Consider the following 17,364-nt stretch of genomic DNA (forward strand, 5'->3'; position numbering starts at 1 on the left):
TACTCTTAAAGGTGGATACCGGCAGCCGCCGGTTTGATCGTCTCTTCCCAGCCTAACAGCTGGTCGGTAAGCAGTAATTCGCGATTGACCGCCACCACGTGCAGCAGGCGATCGCGGCAGGCCATCCAGTGACGCAGGCTGCGATCGATCGCCGCCGCCGGCAGCAGGCTGGCCAGCCCGTTGACCGCCGCCTGCTGGTCAGGGTTAGTGATGTACGCCCCGGCACCGTGCTGCCATTTGGCAGCATCAATCAGCAGCGAACAGAGCCAGCCAATACGCTGCGCCGCCTGCTCATGGTTGAGCACCGGCAGCAACGTCAGCATATCACCCTGCAGCGCCGCGGGCAGCGCCTGGCACAACGCCTGCCGCTGCTGCCACACCTTTGGCTCCAGCAGCGCCAGCGCGGCGGCCGGTGCCCCGGCCGCCAGCCGCAGCGCCGCCATGCGCTCCTCTGCGCTGGCCGTCGACTGTTTCTGCAGCCAGTTCAGGCTCTGCGCTTCGTCCGGCACCTGAAGATGCCACAGCAGGCAGCGGCTGCGCAGCGTGGCCAGCAGCCGCGCGGGCTCTTCGCAGCTGAGCATAAACCAGGTGTTTTGCGGCGGCTCTTCCAGCGTCTTCAGCAGGGCGTTCGCCGCCGCCTCGCTCAGCTGGGCGGCATCCGGCAGCCAGACCACCTTGGCCCCACCCTGCTGGGCATGATGGTAGAGTTTTTCTGTCACGTTGCGGACGGCGTCGATGCCCAGCGTGGTTTTACCTTTCTCAGCTTCCAGCCGGTACCAGTCCGGGTGGGTACCCGCCTGCATCAGCTGGCAGGCGTGGCAGTGACCGCAGCTTTTCAGACCTTCAGGCTGGCGGCACATCAGCCAGCGACCGATGCCCCATACCAGCGCATCGTCCCCCATGCCCGGCAGCGCCTGGATTAGCAGCGCATGGTGCCCGCGCCCGGCCTGATGCAGGCCGAGGATCTGTCGGTAAGCCGGATTCAGCCACGGATACCAGTTCATCGGACGTCCTGTAACCAGCCGGCCAGCGTTTGCTGCAGATCCTGGCTGACCTGCGCCAGCGGACGGGTGGCGTCGATGGTGAGGATGCGTGGGTCTGCGGCGGCCAGCGCCAGATAGCGGTCACGGGTGCGGATAAAGAAGTTCAGCGACTCCTGTTCGATCCGATCCAGCTCGCCACGCGCCCGCGCCCGCTGCAGGCCAATTTCCGGCGTCACGTCGAGGTACAGGGTCAGATCGGGGGCAAAGTCGCCCAGCACCGCCTGCTTTAGCGTGCGCATCAGCGCGCTGTCCATGCCGCGGCCGCCGCCCTGGTAAGCCTGCGATGAGAGATCGTGACGATCGCCAACCACCCAGGCACCGCGTGCCAGCGCCGGCTTAATCACGTTTTCGACCAGCTGTACGCGGGCGGCATAGAGCATCAGCAGCTCTGCCTGGTCGGTGACGCGCTCCCCCTCGATGCCCTGCTTGATCAGCTCGCGCAGCTTTTCCGCCAGAGGCGTACCGCCCGGCTCGCGGGTAAAGACAATATCGTTAATTCCGTGCCGCTGCAGTTCAGCGACCACCGCATCCCGTGCCGTGGTTTTACCCGCCCCTTCCAGGCCCTCAATAACGATAAATTTACTGTTCATTTTTTTCCTTCATCGCCAGCCGGTAGACCTGAACGGCTTTATTGTGGCTGGCCAGATTGGTGGTAAAGGTGTGCCCGCCCTTACCGTCAGCGACAAAATAGAGATAGCTGGTTTTCAGCGGATGGGCGGCAGCCTGCAGCGAGGCGCTGCCCGGCATGGCAATCGGCCCCGGCGGCAGGCCGTTAATGGTGTAGGTATTATACGCCGTGGGCGTGTCCAGATCCTTGCGCGTAAGGGTGCCGCTGTAGTCGCTGCCAAGGCCATAAATCACCGTGGGGTCGGTCTGCAGACGCATGCCGGTGCGCAGGCGGTTAATAAACACCGACGCCACCTTAGCGCGCTCGTCGCTGACCGCCGTCTCTTTCTCAACGATCGACGCCATGGTCAGCAGCTCGAGTTTCGATTTATACGGCAGGTTATCTTCCCGTCCCTGCCAGGCCTCATCCACCTCTTTTTCCATCCGCTGATGGGCGCGTTTCAGCAGCGCGACATCGCTGGTATTGGCGGTGTAGTGGTAGGTATCCGGATAGAACCAGCCTTCGGCACCCTGCTCTTCACCCTGCAGCTGCAGCGCGGCGGCAACGGTCGTCAGCTGGTCGTCTGCCAGCTGATGTTTCAGATAGGGGGCGCTGCGCAGCTGGCTGAGCCACTCCTGCAGGCGCGTTCCTTCGACAAAGCGCAGCGGGAACTGCGCTTCGCGACCGGAGGCCAGCAGCGCCAGCATCTGGCGCACGGTCATCTTTTCATCGAAGCGATAGGTGCCGGCCTTGAACTCCGCCAGCTCCGGCTCCAGCTTCAGCAACAGTCCAAACCACGGGCCGGGTTTGATAATGTGCTTTGACTCCAGCTGGGCTTCCAGCACCACGCGGCCGGAGCCGGCGGGCAGGGTAAAGATCGTTTCCTGGTTAATGGTCAGGGGAGAATCGGCAAACTGACGCGTCTGCCAGTAACCGTATGCGGCGGCTAACAGTGCTGCCGCAACCACCCCGACGACGATTTTGCGTGTTGTAGTCATAAAAATTCCACGTTATCTAATGGGGGCAAAGCAGAGAAAACAGCTGGCGCGAAGGATAGTGCCATGACTCGACCTGACGCACAGGCAGCACCGGCATCAGCGCATTGGTGATGAAAACCTCATCGGCAGCGGCCAGCGCATCAATTCCCACGCGCACCTCACTGAGTGACAGGCCATGGGCGACAATCTGCTGCATCACCCGCTGTCGCTGGATGCCGTTGACCCCTGATTCGCTTAAGTCCGGGGTAAAGACCCGATCCCCGGTGCGCCAGAATAAATTCGCCGCACAGCATTCCACCAGCATAGCATCAGTGTCAAGCACCAGTGCCTCGTCGGCCCCCGTCTGTTCAAGCCGTGTGCGGATCAGCACCTGCTCAAGCCGGTTGAGGTGTTTAATACCGGCCAGCAGCGGGTTTTGCGCCAGCCGCACCGGGCTGAGCGCCAGCCGGGCACCGCTGTGGCGTAAAGCGTCGTAGTGCGCCGGGTAGGCGGCCAGCGAAATAATTCGCGTCGGGCTGCCGCAGCCGCTGGCGCTGTAGCCGCGGCCACCGCTTCCGCGGGTGACGATTGCCTTCAGCACGCCGTCTGCCAGCGTGGCGCTGGCGGCGATCATTTCAGACCGCAGCGCCGCCCAGTCGACATCGGCGATCAGCAGCCGTTCACAGCCCTGCTGCAGCCGCTGCAGATGCGCCTCCAGCCACTCTACCTGCCCCTGCCTGACGCGCGCGGTGGTGAAACAGCCGTCGCCAAACTGTACCGCCCGATCGCTGGCCTCGATCGTCTGCTGCCGTATACCGTTAATCCACATTATGCCTGCTTCCCGCTATCCGAATGTCAGCCAGATTACCTGCCAATGCCGACAGAATCATCTGAAACTGCCTGAGGGGGCGGCCGGTGCGCCTGCGCTAAAAAAAAGGCCCGCTAAAAAGCGGGCCTCACTGTTGTTACTGCTTCAGCTTCAAATCTTACGGAAGATCAGCGAGCCGTTAGTGCCGCCGAAACCAAAGGAGTTGCACAGGGCATATTCCATGTTTTCAACTTTACGCGCGGTGTGCGGCACAAAGTCGAGGTCACAGCCTTCGTCCGGATTATCCAGATTGATGGTCGGCGGAACGATCTGGTCGCGCAGGGCCAGAATGGTAAAAATCGACTCTACCGCGCCCGCCGCCCCTAACAGGTGGCCGGTCATCGACTTGGTTGAGCTGACCAGCACCGTGCTGGCTGACTCACCAAACACCGACTTAACCGCCTGCGTTTCCGCTTTATCACCGGCCGGGGTTGAGGTACCGTGCGCGTTGATATAACCGATCTGTTCAGGTTTCAGCTGCGCATCTTTCAGCGCGTTGACCATCGCCAGTGCCGCACCGGCGCCATTTTCAGGCGGTGAGGTCATATGGTAGGCATCGCTGCTCATACCAAAGCCGACGATTTCGGCATAGATTTTCGCGCCGCGCTGTTTGGCGTGCTCGTACTCTTCCAGTACCAGCAGACCCGCTCCGTCACCCAGCACGAAGCCGTCACGATCTTTGTCCCACGGGCGGCTGGCCGCCTGCGGATTATCGTTATTGGTCGACAGTGCGCGCGCCGCGCCAAAGCCACCCACGCCAAGCGGCGTACTGGCTTTTTCCGCTCCGCCGGCCAGCATAACATCGGCATCGTTGTAGGCGATAATACGCGCAGCGTGGCCGATGTTATGCACGCCAGACGTACAGGCGGTAGCGATAGAAATACTGGGACCTTTCATGCCAAACATGATGGTCAGGTGTCCGGCAACCATATTAACGATGGTTGAGGGAACAAAGAACGGGCTGATTTTACGCGGGCCACCGTTAACCAGTGACGCGTGATTCTCTTCAATCAGACCCAGGCCGCCAATTCCGGAGCCAATAGCAGCACCCACACGTTCGGCGTTCTCGTCAGTAATGACCAGGCCGGAATCCTGCATGGCCTGAATGCCTGCAACGACGCCATATTGAATAAAGGCGTCCATCTTGCGCTGATCTTTACGCGAGATGAAATCGTCACAGTTAAAATCCTTTACCAGACCGGCAAAACGGGTTGCATAGGCACTGGTATCAAAATGGTCGATCGGGCTGATGCCACTCTGACCGGCAACAAGAGCATTCCAGGTGGACTCTACGGTATTGCCGACAGGAGACAACATGCCAAGACCGGTCACAACTACACGACGCTTAGACACGTTCGTCCTCCAGGGAGGGAAAAAAGGACAGGATGTGGGATGTTCAGATAAAACTCAGGCGGTCGAATGACCGCCTGGAGATGTTCACTTATGCCTGGTGACCATTGATGTAATCAATAGCAGCCTGAACAGTAGTGATTTTCTCAGCTTCTTCGTCCGGAATCTCGGTATCGAACTCTTCTTCCAGAGCCATCACCAGCTCAACGGTATCAAGAGAATCAGCGCCCAGATCTTCAACAAAAGAGGCAGTGTTCACAACTTCTTCCTGCTTAACGCCCAGCTGCTCGCCAATGATTTTCTTAACGCGTTCTTCGATAGTGCTCATACTATTAAATTTCCTATCAAAACTCGCTTTCGCGATGGTTTTCGTAGTGTATAAAATGTTGAAAAAGATGCAACTAAATCCCGGCTGTTCCAACCACGATTTTACGCTATTTTGCGGCCATTGCCGCAAATAACGCAAATGATTTTCGTGATTATTAAACCATGTACATTCCGCCATTGACGTGCAGCGTCTCACCTGTGATGTACGCCGCCTCGTCAGAGGCTAAAAATGCTACAGCATTGGCGATTTCCTGCGCATCGCCAAGGCGACCCGCAGGCACTTCCGCCAGAATGCCCGCACGCTGATCTTCGCTCAACGCACGCGTCATGTCGGTTTCAATGAAACCAGGTGCCACAACGTTAACGGTAATGCCACGTGACGCGATTTCACGCGCCAGTGACTTGCTAAAGCCAATCAAACCCGCTTTTGCTGCCGCGTAGTTTGCCTGGCCCGCATTACCCATTGTTCCAACGACGGAGCCAATGGTAATAATCCGGCCCGCGCGTTTCTTCATCATCGCACGCATTACCGCTTTTGAAAGACGGAATACGGAAGTCAGATTGGTGTCCAGGATATCCTGCCACTCATCATCTTTCATGCGCATCAGAAGATTGTCACGCGTGATGCCTGCATTATTGACTAAAATATCCACTTCGCCAAATGTGCTGCGAATATTTTCTAAGACGCTGTCAATCGAAGCCGCGTCAGTGACGTTGAGCAACAGCCCTTTGCCGTTGTCACCCAGATACTCGCTGATGGCATCAGCGCCGCTCTGGCTGGTGGCGGTGCCGACAACTTTGGCACCTTTAGCGACCAGCGTTTCCGCGATAGCACGGCCAATGCCGCGACTTGCGCCGGTTACCAGCGCAATTTTACCTTCGAAATTCATGTTATTCCTCGTTTATTGCTCAAGCGCTGCAGACAGGCTGGCCGGATCGTTTACCGCCGCCGCCGTCAGTGTGTCAACAATACGTTTTGTCAGACCGGTCAACACCTTGCCCGGACCCGCTTCCAGCAGTGACGTCACGCCCTGCCGGGCCATAAATTCTACGCACTCCGTCCAGCGCACCGGGCTGTACAGCTGACGCACCAGCGCGCTGCGAATCGCCTCGCCAGAGGTTTCGCACTGTACGTCAACGTTGTTGACGACCGGGAACTGCGGCGCGTTAAAGGTCAGCTGCTGCAGCGCCTCCGCCAGTTTGTCGGCGGCGGGTTTCATCAGCGCACAGTGTGACGGCACGCTAACCGGCAGCGGCAGTGCACGTTTGGCGCCGGCAGCCTTACAGGCGGCACCGGCACGCTCAACGGCTTCTTTATTGCCGGCAATCACCACCTGACCCGGTGAGTTGAAGTTCACCGGTGACACCACCTGCCCCTGTGCAGACTCTTCGCAGGCTTTGACGATCGACGCGTTGTCGAGGCCAATAATCGCCTGCATGGCACCCGTTCCTTCCGGAACGGCTTCCTGCATCAGTTTACCGCGCAGTTCTACCAGCTTAATCGCATCAGCAAACGCGATCACCCCGGCACAAACCAGCGCACTGTACTCACCCAGGCTGTGGCCTGCAAGCATTGACGGCGCTTTTCCGCCTTTTTCCTGCCAAACGCGGAAAATGGCAACAGATGCAGCCAGTAAAGCCGGCTGCGTTTGCCAGGTTTTGTTCAGTTCTTCAGCAGGACCCTGCTGCACCAGCTGCCACAGATCGTAGCCCAGCGCGTCAGAAGCTTCGGCGAAAGTCTGTTCCACCAGCGGATGTTCAGCGGCCAGTTCGGCCAGCATGCCGACCGACTGCGATCCCTGTCCCGGGAAGACCATTGCAAATTGCGTCATCATCATTTCCTGTTAATCAGAAGCGAACCAGCGCGGAACCCCAGGTGAACCCGCCACCAAAGGCTTCCAGCAGAATCAGCTGACCGCGCTGAATACGGCCATCGCGTACCGCTTCATCCAGCGCCGTTGGCACGGAAGCGGCAGAGGTATTGCCGTGGCGATCGAGGGTCACCACTACTTTATCCATGTCCATACCCAGCTTGCGGGCGGTGGCGCTGATAATGCGCAGGTTAGCCTGGTGCGGCACCAGCCAGTCGACGGCAGAACGGTCAAGGTTATTTGCCGTCAGCGTCTCATCGACGATGTGCGCCAGTTCGGTCACGGCAACCTTGAACACTTCATTACCGGCCATGGTGACATAGGATGGGGTATCCTGATGTTCACGATCCTGATTCGGCAGGGTCAGCAGCTGACCATAACGGCCGTCAGCGTGCAGGTGCGTGGAGATAATGCCCTGCTCTTCGCTGGCACCCAGTACCACCGCTCCCGCGCCATCGCCAAACAGAATGATCGTGCCGCGATCGTTTGGATCGAGCATGCGTGCCAGCACGTCGGCACCGATCACCAGCGCATTTTTCACCGCGCCGTTTTTAATGTACTGATCGGCCACGCTCAGCGCGTAGGTAAAGCCCGCGCAGGCCGCTGCCAGGTCAAAAGAGGCGGCATCATCAATTCCCAGCATCTGCTGGATCATGCAGGCTGAACTCGGAAACGCATGGCTGGATGAGGTGGTGGCCACCACGATCAGACCAACGTCATTTTTATCCACACCGGCCATTTCCAGCGCGCGCTCGGCGGCGTGGAAGCCCATGGTGGCGACGGTTTCATCCGGGCCGGCAATACGACGCTCACGGATCCCGGTACGGGTGACAATCCACTCGTCCGTTGTTTCCACCATTTTTTCCAGATCGGCGTTAGTCCGCACCTGCTCGGGCAGATAGCTGCCCGTACCGATAATCTTCGTATACATGTACGCTCAGTCACTCTTAGGTAATACAGCCTGAAGGCGGGCGGCAATCCGCTCGGGAACTTGCCGCCGCACCGCCTGCACTGCCTGTTCTATCGCCACGGTAAACGCGCGTTGATTGGCAGCACCGTGACTCTTAATCACCGTGCCGCGTAATCCTAACAGACAGGCGCCATTGTACTGGTCGGGGTTGAGGTGGCCGAATTTCTTCGCCAGACGTTTCTGTAGCCAGCGTCCAATAATTCTCAACCACCACGCCTTTTTTTTACCTTCGCCCTGTGATTTCAACAGCGAAAGGAACATTCTTACCACGCCTTCCATTGTTTTCAACGTGACGTTGCCCACAAAGCCATCGCAGACCAGCACGTCGGTCTTTCCGGTAAGAAGATCGTTGCCTTCGAGGTATCCAATATAGTTAATCGTCGGCGACTGCCGCAGTATAGCCGCCGCGCCGCGAATCGAATCTAACCCTTTAGTCTCTTCCTGGCCAATATTGAGCAGGGCCACTCTAGGATTGGTGATTGACAGGACTTCTTCAGCCATCACCGCCCCCATAACGGCAAACTGCACCAGCATGGCACTGTCGGATTCCACGTTGGCCCCTAAATCGAGTACCACCGTGCGGCCCTGCTGCTGATGCGGCAACACCGTCATCAACGCCGGACGTTCAATGCCGTCTAACGGCCTGAGCAACAGTTTCGCCAGCCCCATCAGCGCGCCGGTGTTGCCGGCGCTGATGCAGGCCGCGGCGTGCCCCTCTTTTACCTGCTCCAGCGCGATGCGCATCGACGAACCGCGACTGGCGCGGATCGCCTGAGCCGGTCTGGCATCACTGGCAATAACCGACTCGGCAGCAATAATTTGCAGACGTGCCCGCAGGGCAGAATCAGTTTTTGCAAGGGATGACGAGATGACGTCGGGGTCGCCGACCAGAAGGAGGTGCAGATGCGGATTAGACGCCAGTGCCTGCATTGCCGCAGGCACTGTCACGCAGGGACCGAAATCCCCGCCCATGGCATCTATCGCCAGGGTCAATCGTGTCAAAGTAGTACCGCGTTAAATCCGCGGAATTACTTAGTGATGACCTTGCGACCGCGGTAGTAACCATCCGCAGTGATGTGGTGACGCAGATGAGTTTCGCCTGAAACTTTGTCTACGGAAAGAGTTGCAGTGGTCAGAGCATCGTGCGAACGACGCATGCCACGCTTGGAACGGGTTGGTTTATTCTGTTGTACGGCCATGGACCTTACTCCTATTACTTATGCTTTAAACTGGCTAATACGGCAAATGGATTCGGTTTTTCCGCCTCTGCAGGCAGTTGACCAAACACCATGTCCGCCTCGGACACTTCACAGTGTTCAGAATCATGCACCGGAACGACAGGCAGGGCGAGGATGATTTCATCTTCAACCATTGCCAGCAGATCGGTTTCGCCAAACTCGTTGACGTCGATCGGCTCGTACGCTTCCGGTAGAGCTTCTGCCTGCTCGTCGGTGACGACCGGGCTGAAACAGTACGATACGTGGACCTCGTGAGCAAACGTCTTGTTGCAGCGTTGGCAACACAGCGTAACGGAAACTTCAGCGGTACCTTCCAGTACTGCCAGACGCTGTGGGTCAATCGCGAACGACATCGCGCATACTACATCGCTGTCCACACTGACTACTGACTCGGCAATACGCTCAACCTGATCAGGGGTGTAAACACCCTGGTAGTCCAGGCGTTTTTGAGCAGTACGTACTAAGTCGAGAGACAGGGGTAATTTTACCTTTTGCATAGGGCGCGCATATTAACTTTGTAACGACATAGAGTCAAAGAAAAAGGCCGTAAAACGACATCTTTCACCCATGATTCGCATCCAGTGCGGCGCATAGTTTAAAATGCCTGCCACTGTTACGCTATAGATTCTGGAAAAAATTATGCGACAACTGGTGTTAGCGTCCACTTCACCCTATCGTCAGGCCCTGCTGGCAAAGCTTCAGCTGCCGTTTACCACCGCCGCCCCGTCAACTGACGAAACGCCTCATCCCGGTGAATCTGCTGAGGATTTGGTGCTCCGGCTGGCGATCGCTAAAGCCCGTGCGCTGGGGGAAGCTTTCCCCGATAGCCTGATCGTGGGTTCAGACCAGGTCTGCGTGCTTAACGGCGCGATCTGCGGCAAGCCCCACACCGAGGAGAATGCCCGCGCACAACTGCGCGCCGCCAGCGGCAACAGCGTGGTGTTTTATACCGGACTGGCGCTGTTCGACAGCCGCGACGGCAGCGTGCAGAGCCGGGTTGAGCCATTCAGCGTCGATTTCCGCCCGCTGAGCGACGCGGAAATAGCCCGCTACGTTGCGCTGGAGCAGCCGCTCAACTGCGCGGGCAGCTTTAAGAGTGAAGGGTTGGGGATTACGCTGTTTGAGCGCTTATCCGGCCGCGATCCGAACACGCTGGTCGGCCTGCCGCTGATCGCACTGGCGGAAATGCTACGTAATGCCGGAGTAGATCCGCTGGCGTAACAGCACCGCGCTCTGAAAAGCGCTGGCTCGGCTATTACGGCTGGGCCAGCGTCTGCGTTACGCCTTGCTCTTGTTGCGCAGCACGGCGAGGCAGCGTTTCAGCTCATCATCCAGCGGTGCTTCGACCCGCATCTCTTCGCCGCTGCCCGGATGCGTGAATTTCAGCGCTGCCGCGTGCAGGAACAGACGCTTGAGGCCGGTGCCGCCCAGCTGCTGATCAAAGCCGGCTTCACCGTAGCGATCGTCAAACGCGATCGGATGGCCGGCGTGCAGGGTGTGGACGCGGATCTGATGGGTGCGCCCGGTCACCGGGCTGGCCTTGACCAGCGTTGCCACATCGTAGCGCTCTTCCACTTTAAACAGCGTTTCCGACGGTTTCCCTTCAGCGCTGACCTTCACTATCCGCTCGCCGCTTTGCAGAATATTTTTCAACAGCGGCGCGCGCACCGATTTGACGTGCGACGGCCACTGTCCGCTGACCAGCGCCAGGTAGTCTTTCTGCATGCCCTTTTCCCGCAGCTGTTCGTGCAGCGAACGCAGTGCGGAACGTTTTTTCGCCACCAGCAGAATGCCAGAGGTATCACGATCCAGGCGATGCACCAGTTCAAGGAAGCGCGCCTCCGGCCGCAGCGCCCGCAGGCCCTCAATCACGCCAAAGCTGAGCCCGCTGCCACCATGTACCGCGGTGCCTGACGGCTTATTCAGCACCAGAATGTGGTCATCTTCATAGAGGATGGCAGCGGTCAGCGCCGCGACCTTGGCCAGCTTAGGCGAGACCGCCTCCTCTTCACGTTCTGCCACCCGAACCGGCGGAATGCGCACCTCGTCGCCGGCCTCCAGCTTATATTCCGGTTTAATGCGTTTTTTGTTCACCCGCACCTCGCCTTTGCGCAGGATGCGGTAAATCATACTTTTCGGCACACCTTTTAACTGGGTGCGTAAAAAGTTATCGATGCGCTGCCCCGCTTCATCAGCGGAAATGGCAACATACTGTACGGCTGGAGTATTGGTTTTCATGGTTGGCGATTCTAAATAGCCCGCAGTGATAGCGCCACATCTTTTTCTGTGCTTAACTGGCAGTGACGGTCGCCGCAGGAAGTTGTGACCGGTTTTTAGACAATTTGCAGAAAAGCACTGCAATTCGCTCTAAAAGCTGAGAGAAACTTCTCATCGCGGAGAAAGTCACCTTGCGATCACAAGTGTAGCAATGGAATAATGATTCCGTTTTTTATGCGAAAGCTTGTGAACAAAATTTTGCCGGATAGTTCATATCACGCAGCAATGGCGTAAGACGTAGTGAACCATCAGGCATTTAGCGGGCTGCGGGTTGCAGCCTGGACACACAACGGGATTGGTTCACCTGGTATTCTACTGGCGGTTCCCCCCCTTGAATGCGCTGTTTTTCCATATGAAAAACAGGCAACCGAGATTTTGCGCCCCTTGAGCAGCCGACATCCGGGAGGTTGACGGCTTTGCGATAAGACACGGGGCCATCGGTTTATAGCGTCCAGCGTTACTTTGCCCGCAGCTTTGTCCCTAATGTAAGAATAATGAGTAAGTTACGATGAAAAGAATGTTGATAAACGCATCTCAGCAGGAAGAGTTGCGTGTTGCCCTGGTGGATGGACAACGTCTGTACGATCTGGATATCGAAAGCCCTGGACACGAACAGAAGAAAGCCAATATTTATAAAGGCAAGATCACCCGCATTGAACCCAGCCTTGAAGCCGCTTTTGTAGACTACGGCGCTGACCGGCACGGTTTCCTACCTCTGAAAGAAATTTCCCGCGAATACTTCCCTGCTAATTACTCCGCACACGGCCGCCCGAATATTAAGGATGTGCTGCGTGAAGGTCAGGAAGTGATCGTTCAGATTGATAAAGAAGAACGTGGCAACAAAGGCGCTGCGCTGACCACCTTTATCAGTCTCGCCGGCAGCTATCTGGTGCTGATGCCTAACAACCCGCGTGCTGGCGGTATCTCACGCCGTATCGAAGGTGACGACCGCACCGATCTGAAAGAAGCCCTGTCCGACCTGCAGCTGCCGGATGGCATGGGCCTGATCGTGCGCACCGCTGGCGTCGGTAAATCTGCCGAAGCGCTGCAGTGGGACTTAAGCTTCCGCCTGAAGCACTGGGACGCGATTAAGAAAGCCGCCGACAGCCGCCCTGCTCCTTTCCTGATCCATCAGGAGAGCAACGTGATTGTTCGCGCCTTCCGCGACTATCTGCGTCAGGACATCGGTGAGATCCTGATCGACAACCCGAAGGTACTGGAGCTGGCGCGTCAGCATATCGCTGCGCTGGGCCGCCCGGACTTCAGCAGCAAAATCAAGCTGTACACCGGTGAAATCCCGCTGTTCAGCCACTATCAGATCGAATCGCAGATCGAGTCGGCATTCCAGCGTGAAGTTCGCCTGCCATCCGGCGGTTCTATCGTGATCGACAGCACCGAAGCGCTGACCGCCATCGACATCAACTCCGCCCGTGCAACCCGCGGTGGCGATATCGAAGAGACGGCGTACAACACCAACCTGGAAGCCGCCGACGAGATCGCACGTCAGCTGCGTCTGCGTGACCTTGGTGGCCTGATCGTTATCGACTTTATCGATATGACCCCGGTGCGCCACCAGCGTGCGGTGGAAAACCGTCTGCGTGAGGCCGTCCGTCAGGACCGTGCCCGCATCCAGATCAGCCACATTTCCCGCTTTGGCCTGCTGGAGATGTCACGCCAGCGCCTCAGTCCGTCACTGGGTGAGTCCAGCCATCACGTCTGCCCACGCTGCAGCGGTACCGGCACCATTCGTGATAACGAGTCGCTGTCACTCTCTATTCTGCGTCTGATTGAAGAAGAAGCGCTGAAGGAGAACACCAAAGAAGTCCACGCGATTGTGCCGGTGCAGATTGCATCGTACCTGCTGAACGAAAAACGTGAAGCGGTCAGCGCAATTGAGAAACGCCAGGGCGGCGTGCGCGCGATCATCGTACCAAACGATCAGATGCAGACCCCGCACTTCTCCGTACTGCGCGTGCGCAACGGTGAAGAGACGCAGACGCTGAGCTATCATCTGCCAAAACTGCATGAAGCAGAAATGGCGCTGCCGTCTGAAGAAGAGCACGCCGAACGTAAACGCCCTGAGCAGCCTGCACTGGCCGCCTTCGTGATGCCGGATGCCCCACCGCTGCCACAGGAAGTACCGGCAGAAGAAGCGCTGAGCACTAAAGCAGAGGTTGCCGCTGCTGCAACGGCTCCGGCCGCTGCTGCGCAGCCTGGCCTGTTTAGCCGCTTCGTTAACGGCCTGAAAAAGCTGTTTGCCGCTGAAGAAAAACCGGCTGCCGTTGAAGAAGTTGCGGTTGAACAGAAACCTGCAGAGCCGCAGGCTCCACGTGGTGAACGTCGTAACAACAACCGTCGTCAGAACACCCGCCGCGACCGTAACGACCGCAACGGCGAGCGTAATGACCGCAACGGCGAGCGTAATGACCGCAACGGCGAGCGTAACGACCGCAACGGCGAGCGTAACGACCGCAACGGCGAACGTAATGATCGCAACGGTGAACGTAACGACCGCAACGGCGAGCGTAACAACCGCAATAACGACCGTAACGACCGTAACAACGATCGGAACGAACGCAATAACGACCGTAACGACCGCAATAACGACCGGAACGAGCGCAACAACGACCGGAACGAACGCAGCAACGATCGTAACGAAGAGCGCAGCGAGCGTCCTGAACGCGCCCCACGCGAAGGCCGTGATGACCGCCGTAACCGCCGTAACGGTTCGGATTCGCGTAACGAACGCATGGTGCCCGACGCACGCAGCGAACGTATGGTGCCGGATGCGCGCACTGAAGAAGATGTCGCGCAGGTCGAGGCGCCGCGTCGTGAACCGCGTGCCGAGCGTAAACCCCGTCGTCAGGATGAAACGCAGCAGCCGGTGCAGGAAGAGACCTTCGTTGCTCCGGCAGCGGTGGATGAGGCCGATCAGGAAGAGAACGTCCAGGTTCTGCCGCGCCGTAACCCGCGCCAGCTGAACCAGAAAGTGCGTATCGAAACCGCTGAGCAGACGGCGGCTCGCGCCTTCCAGCCGGAACCCGCTGACGAAACCCCGACAGCCCAGCCTGCCGACGTAACGCCGGTTGCTGAAACGGCAGAAAGCGACGATCGCGAAGGCAACACCATGCCACGCCGTTCACGTCGTTCACCACGCCACCTGCGCGTGAGCGGTCAGCGCCGTCGTCGCTATCGTGATGAGCATCACCCGACGCAGTCACCGATGCCGCTGGCTTCAGCTGGCGCTTCGCCGGAAATGGCCTCAGGTAAAGTATGGGTGTCTTACCCGGTGGCTCCGGTAACCGATGGCGATCATCAGCACGAACAGTCCGTCGTACCGGCCTATGGCCACGCCGACGTGGAAGACGCGGCGGATGATGTTGCTGCCGTTGCCGTCGCCGAAACCGTTGCCACCGCGGCGATCCCTGCCGTTGAGCAGGCCGAAGCTGAAACAGCTGTAGTTGCACCAGAACAGGCTGAAGCCCCGGCACCGGTTGCGGCACCTGCCGAAGCCGAAGTTCAGGCGCCGGTTGCGGCTCCTGCCGAAGCCGAAGCTCAGGCGCCGGTTGCGGCTCCTGCCGAAGCCGAAGCTCAGGCGCGGGTTGCGGCTCCTGCCGAAGCCGAAGCTCAGGCACCGGTTGCGGCACCTGCCGAAGCCGAAGCTCAGGCGCCGGTTGCGGCACCTGCCGAAGCCGAAGCTCAGGCACCGGTTGCGGCACCTGCCGAAGCCGAAGCTCAGGCACCGGTTGCGGCTCCTGCCGAAGCCGAAGCTCAGGCACCGGTTGCGGCACCTGCCGAAGCTGAAGCTCAGGCACCGGTTGCGGCACCTGCCGAAGCCGAAGCTCAGGCGCCGGTTGCAGTACCTGCCGAAGCCGAAGCTCAGGCACCGGTTGCGGCGGCTGCCGAACCACAGCCAGAAGCTGAGCCGGTGCACATCGCTGAACCGCAGGCAGAGACCCCGGTGAGCGTGGTGAATACCGATGACACCGCGGCTATCGACGTTGCTGCCGACCAGGTACCTTCGGTGATCCCACCGGCGAAAGAGAGCGTGGCTGAAGAGGTGATTGCTCAGGCGGTTGCCGCTGATGATGCCCGGGTGACTGCAGCGGCTGAACAGGTTGCAGAACCTGTGACAGCGGATGCGGCAGCCGCCAGCGAACTGGCGCAGCAGCAGGCTGCGGACGTCAGCGAAGAGACGGCACAGCAGGTTGCTGAGATCGTTGAAGCGCAGCAGGCTGCCGTGGCTGAACAGCCGGCAGTCAGCGAACCGCATGCTGCGGTCCCGGGGCGCGATCTGCCCGCCGCTGAGCTGAACGCTGCACCGGCGCAGGGCGTCTACAAGCACCACGCTACCGCACCGATGACCAAAGCACCTGCGCCGGACTTCCAGCCAGAACCGGCCCGCAACAGCGACTGGGTACGCCCGGACTTCAACTTTGAAGGTAAAGGCGCTGCGGGTGGCCACGCCGCCACTCATCAGGCGACCGCACCGGCAACGCGTCCTTAAGCGACGGGTTAGCTGATGCAAAAGCCCCGGCCAGCTGGCCGGGGCTTTTTTTTGCGCAAAATATCCCCCCCTCACTGCCCTGCATAACATCAGGCTGCGGCCTGTAACGGCGGCCTTGTGTAACGCCCGCCTCAGGGTGCCACCTCCGGCGCAATAAGGGGTTAACCGCCTGCCGCAGAATTCTGCCTGAGTCTGCCACTCCCTTCCGGTTGCGCTCGGTGTCGTACCGGCTGGTGCGGTGCTGCAGGATAAACAGCAGGCATAAAAAAACCGCCGCCAGCAGGTCAGTGCGGGCAGCGGTTCAGGTTGAACGTCAGTATTGAGGCGCGTTCGAGAGTTAAATCTTTATTACGCGTTCATCGCAAACAGCGACATCTTCGACATCTGGCTGAATACGGTATAGGAAGCCTGCAGCGCCGCCTGCTTCATCGTCCAGTCGGATGCTGCTTCGGTCACATCTGCATCCACCAGCCCGCTCATCTGAGTTTTCAGATTCAGCGCAGTATCCGCCGCACGGTCATCCAGGTCTTCCAGCTCCTTGAGCTGAATACCGTTCTCAGAGCGCACGCTCAGCACGTTATTCAGTGAGTTACTCAGGCCACGGTTGGTTTTAGCGATGGCGTCGCTGGCCGCGGTACGCGTGGCTGAGTCAGCGTCTGCCAGCGGAACTTTCAGTGAGGCAATCGCGGTGCTCAGTGTCGTAAAGAGATTGCTTTCACCGGCAGAACCGTCCGGCTCGGTTTTGGCGTTACTGGTCAGCGACATAAAGACTTTTTCGCCGGTGTGGCTGGTGGTCATAGTGCGGCTGGCGTCCACTTTCTGCGTAATAGCAATATCGCCGCCGTTATAGGTGACGTTGCCGCTGGCATCGGTGCTGAAGGGGGGAGTGTCACTCTTGTAACCGCCAAAGATATAGCGGCCGTTACCGTCGGTGCTGTTTGCCAGGCTCAGCAGCTGATCGCGCAGGCCTTCCAGCTGGGTGGCGTAAGAGGCGCGGTCATCATCAGACAGCGTACCGGTTGCGGCGGCCACGATAGTGGTCTGCGCGCTCTGAATCACCGATGTTACCTGAGTCAGGGTGGTTTCTTCCGTCGACTGCGCCTGAGTGGCAAAGACGCGCGCGGTCTTAAACTGATCCTGCTGCGCCTGCGCCTGGGAGACCACTACCGCCTGCGAGGCGGCAACCGGGTCGTCGGACGGTTTTACAACGCGTAAGCCGGTAGAGAGCCGATCGCCTGCCGCCAGCCAGCTCTGCTGAGCCGTCGAGATGCCGCGCGTCTGCTGGTCATAAATCATCGTGGTACTGAGTCGCATGGTGTAGTCCTTCTG

The 17,364-nt window shown here is 58.8% G+C and carries 16 protein-coding genes; 2 read left to right on the forward strand and 14 right to left on the reverse strand.

What is annotated here, in order from left to right; translation table 11 throughout:
* Positions 1-5: 5 nt before the first annotated feature.
* The 12 genes from holB to yceD all read right to left on the reverse strand — a co-directional run bounded on the left by holB (position 6) and on the right by yceD (position 9,748).
* A complete protein-coding gene (gene holB / locus GKQ23_RS15385; protein WP_212408739.1) occupies positions 6-1,004 on the reverse strand; it encodes a DNA polymerase III subunit delta' in 999 nt (332 codons plus the stop codon).
* Positions 1,001-1,633 (reverse strand): dTMP kinase, encoded by a 633-nt coding sequence (tmk, locus tag GKQ23_RS15390; protein ID WP_056236583.1) that lies wholly within the window; start codon positions 1,631-1,633, stop codon positions 1,001-1,003. The genes holB and tmk overlap by 4 nt, the downstream gene beginning before the upstream one ends.
* A complete protein-coding gene (gene mltG, locus GKQ23_RS15395; protein ID WP_056236585.1) occupies positions 1,623-2,648 on the reverse strand; it encodes an endolytic transglycosylase MltG in 1,026 nt (341 codons plus the stop codon). The genes tmk and mltG overlap by 11 nt, the downstream gene beginning before the upstream one ends.
* A gap of 16 nt (positions 2,649-2,664) precedes the next feature.
* The gene (gene pabC, locus GKQ23_RS15400; RefSeq protein ID WP_056236588.1) at positions 2,665-3,459 is read right to left on the reverse strand and encodes an aminodeoxychorismate lyase; all 795 of its coding nucleotides are present in this window, start codon (positions 3,457-3,459) and stop codon (positions 2,665-2,667) included.
* 147 nt (positions 3,460-3,606) lie between these two features.
* Positions 3,607-4,848 carry a beta-ketoacyl-ACP synthase II gene (fabF, locus tag GKQ23_RS15405; protein WP_056236589.1) on the reverse strand — a complete coding sequence of 414 codons (1,242 nt, stop codon included), beginning with the start codon at positions 4,846-4,848 and terminating at the stop codon, positions 3,607-3,609.
* 88 nt (positions 4,849-4,936) lie between these two features.
* The gene (gene acpP, locus GKQ23_RS15410; RefSeq protein WP_004157115.1) at positions 4,937-5,173 is read right to left on the reverse strand and encodes an acyl carrier protein; all 237 of its coding nucleotides are present in this window, start codon (positions 5,171-5,173) and stop codon (positions 4,937-4,939) included.
* Positions 5,174-5,327: 154 nt separating this feature from the next.
* Complete coding sequence (gene fabG / locus GKQ23_RS15415) at positions 5,328-6,062, reverse strand: 3-oxoacyl-ACP reductase FabG (protein WP_056236592.1); 735 nt, start codon at positions 6,060-6,062, stop codon at positions 5,328-5,330.
* A gap of 12 nt (positions 6,063-6,074) precedes the next feature.
* Positions 6,075-7,004, reverse strand: a complete 930-nt coding sequence (fabD, locus tag GKQ23_RS15420) for an ACP S-malonyltransferase (protein ID WP_212408740.1) — start codon at positions 7,002-7,004, stop codon at positions 6,075-6,077.
* A gap of 16 nt (positions 7,005-7,020) precedes the next feature.
* The gene (locus GKQ23_RS15425) at positions 7,021-7,974 is read right to left on the reverse strand and encodes a beta-ketoacyl-ACP synthase III (RefSeq protein ID WP_056236595.1); all 954 of its coding nucleotides are present in this window, start codon (positions 7,972-7,974) and stop codon (positions 7,021-7,023) included.
* A gap of 6 nt (positions 7,975-7,980) precedes the next feature.
* Complete coding sequence (gene plsX, locus GKQ23_RS15430; RefSeq protein ID WP_072166369.1) at positions 7,981-9,015, reverse strand: phosphate acyltransferase PlsX; 1,035 nt, start codon at positions 9,013-9,015, stop codon at positions 7,981-7,983.
* 26 nt (positions 9,016-9,041) lie between these two features.
* Complete coding sequence (gene rpmF / locus GKQ23_RS15435) at positions 9,042-9,212, reverse strand: 50S ribosomal protein L32 (RefSeq protein WP_017348070.1); 171 nt, start codon at positions 9,210-9,212, stop codon at positions 9,042-9,044.
* 14 nt (positions 9,213-9,226) lie between these two features.
* Positions 9,227-9,748, reverse strand: a complete 522-nt coding sequence (gene yceD, locus GKQ23_RS15440; protein WP_056236599.1) for a 23S rRNA accumulation protein YceD — start codon at positions 9,746-9,748, stop codon at positions 9,227-9,229.
* Between the two features lie 142 nt (positions 9,749-9,890).
* Between yceD and GKQ23_RS15445 the strand changes: the two genes are divergently transcribed.
* Positions 9,891-10,472 carry a nucleoside triphosphate pyrophosphatase gene (locus GKQ23_RS15445; RefSeq protein WP_212408741.1) on the forward strand — a complete coding sequence of 194 codons (582 nt, stop codon included), beginning with the start codon at positions 9,891-9,893 and terminating at the stop codon, positions 10,470-10,472.
* A gap of 57 nt (positions 10,473-10,529) precedes the next feature.
* Here GKQ23_RS15445 and rluC read toward each other — a convergent pair whose 3' ends face one another.
* Positions 10,530-11,489 (reverse strand): 23S rRNA pseudouridine(955/2504/2580) synthase RluC, encoded by a 960-nt coding sequence (gene rluC, locus GKQ23_RS15450; protein ID WP_056236603.1) that lies wholly within the window; start codon positions 11,487-11,489, stop codon positions 10,530-10,532.
* 547 nt (positions 11,490-12,036) lie between these two features.
* On the opposite strand from rluC, the gene rne reads away from it, so the two are divergent.
* Positions 12,037-16,035 (forward strand): ribonuclease E, encoded by a 3,999-nt coding sequence (rne, locus tag GKQ23_RS15455; protein WP_212408742.1) that lies wholly within the window; start codon positions 12,037-12,039, stop codon positions 16,033-16,035.
* Positions 16,036-16,383: 348 nt separating this feature from the next.
* Here rne and flgL read toward each other — a convergent pair whose 3' ends face one another.
* The gene (gene flgL, locus GKQ23_RS15460) at positions 16,384-17,349 is read right to left on the reverse strand and encodes a flagellar hook-associated protein FlgL (protein ID WP_212408744.1); all 966 of its coding nucleotides are present in this window, start codon (positions 17,347-17,349) and stop codon (positions 16,384-16,386) included.
* Positions 17,350-17,364 lie beyond the last annotated feature (15 nt).

Source organism: Erwinia sp. E602 (genome assembly GCF_018141005.1).
In the GTDB taxonomy this organism is placed as follows: domain Bacteria; phylum Pseudomonadota; class Gammaproteobacteria; order Enterobacterales; family Enterobacteriaceae; genus Erwinia.

Excerpts from the sequence above, each read along its gene's own strand:
- holB (WP_212408739.1), bottom strand. The coding sequence starts at position 1,004 with ATGAACTGGTATCCGTGGCTGAATCCGGCTTACCGACAGATCCTCGGC.
- tmk (WP_056236583.1), bottom strand. The coding sequence starts at position 1,633 with ATGAACAGTAAATTTATCGTTATTGAGGGCCTGGAAGGGGCGGGTAAA.
- mltG (WP_056236585.1), bottom strand. The coding sequence starts at position 2,648 with ATGACTACAACACGCAAAATCGTCGTCGGGGTGGTTGCGGCAGCACTG.
- acpP (WP_004157115.1), bottom strand. The coding sequence starts at position 5,173 with ATGAGCACTATCGAAGAACGCGTTAAGAAAATCATTGGCGAGCAGCTG.
- fabG (WP_056236592.1), bottom strand. The coding sequence starts at position 6,062 with ATGAATTTCGAAGGTAAAATTGCGCTGGTAACCGGCGCAAGTCGCGGC.
- fabD (WP_212408740.1), bottom strand. The coding sequence starts at position 7,004 with ATGACGCAATTTGCAATGGTCTTCCCGGGACAGGGATCGCAGTCGGTC.
- GKQ23_RS15425 (WP_056236595.1), bottom strand. The coding sequence starts at position 7,974 with ATGTATACGAAGATTATCGGTACGGGCAGCTATCTGCCCGAGCAGGTG.
- rpmF (WP_017348070.1), bottom strand. The coding sequence starts at position 9,212 with ATGGCCGTACAACAGAATAAACCAACCCGTTCCAAGCGTGGCATGCGT.
- yceD (WP_056236599.1), bottom strand. The coding sequence starts at position 9,748 with ATGCAAAAGGTAAAATTACCCCTGTCTCTCGACTTAGTACGTACTGCT.
- GKQ23_RS15445 (WP_212408741.1), top strand. The coding sequence starts at position 9,891 with ATGCGACAACTGGTGTTAGCGTCCACTTCACCCTATCGTCAGGCCCTG.
- rluC (WP_056236603.1), bottom strand. The coding sequence starts at position 11,489 with ATGAAAACCAATACTCCAGCCGTACAGTATGTTGCCATTTCCGCTGAT.
- rne (WP_212408742.1), top strand. The coding sequence starts at position 12,037 with ATGAAAAGAATGTTGATAAACGCATCTCAGCAGGAAGAGTTGCGTGTT.
- flgL (WP_212408744.1), bottom strand. The coding sequence starts at position 17,349 with ATGCGACTCAGTACCACGATGATTTATGACCAGCAGACGCGCGGCATC.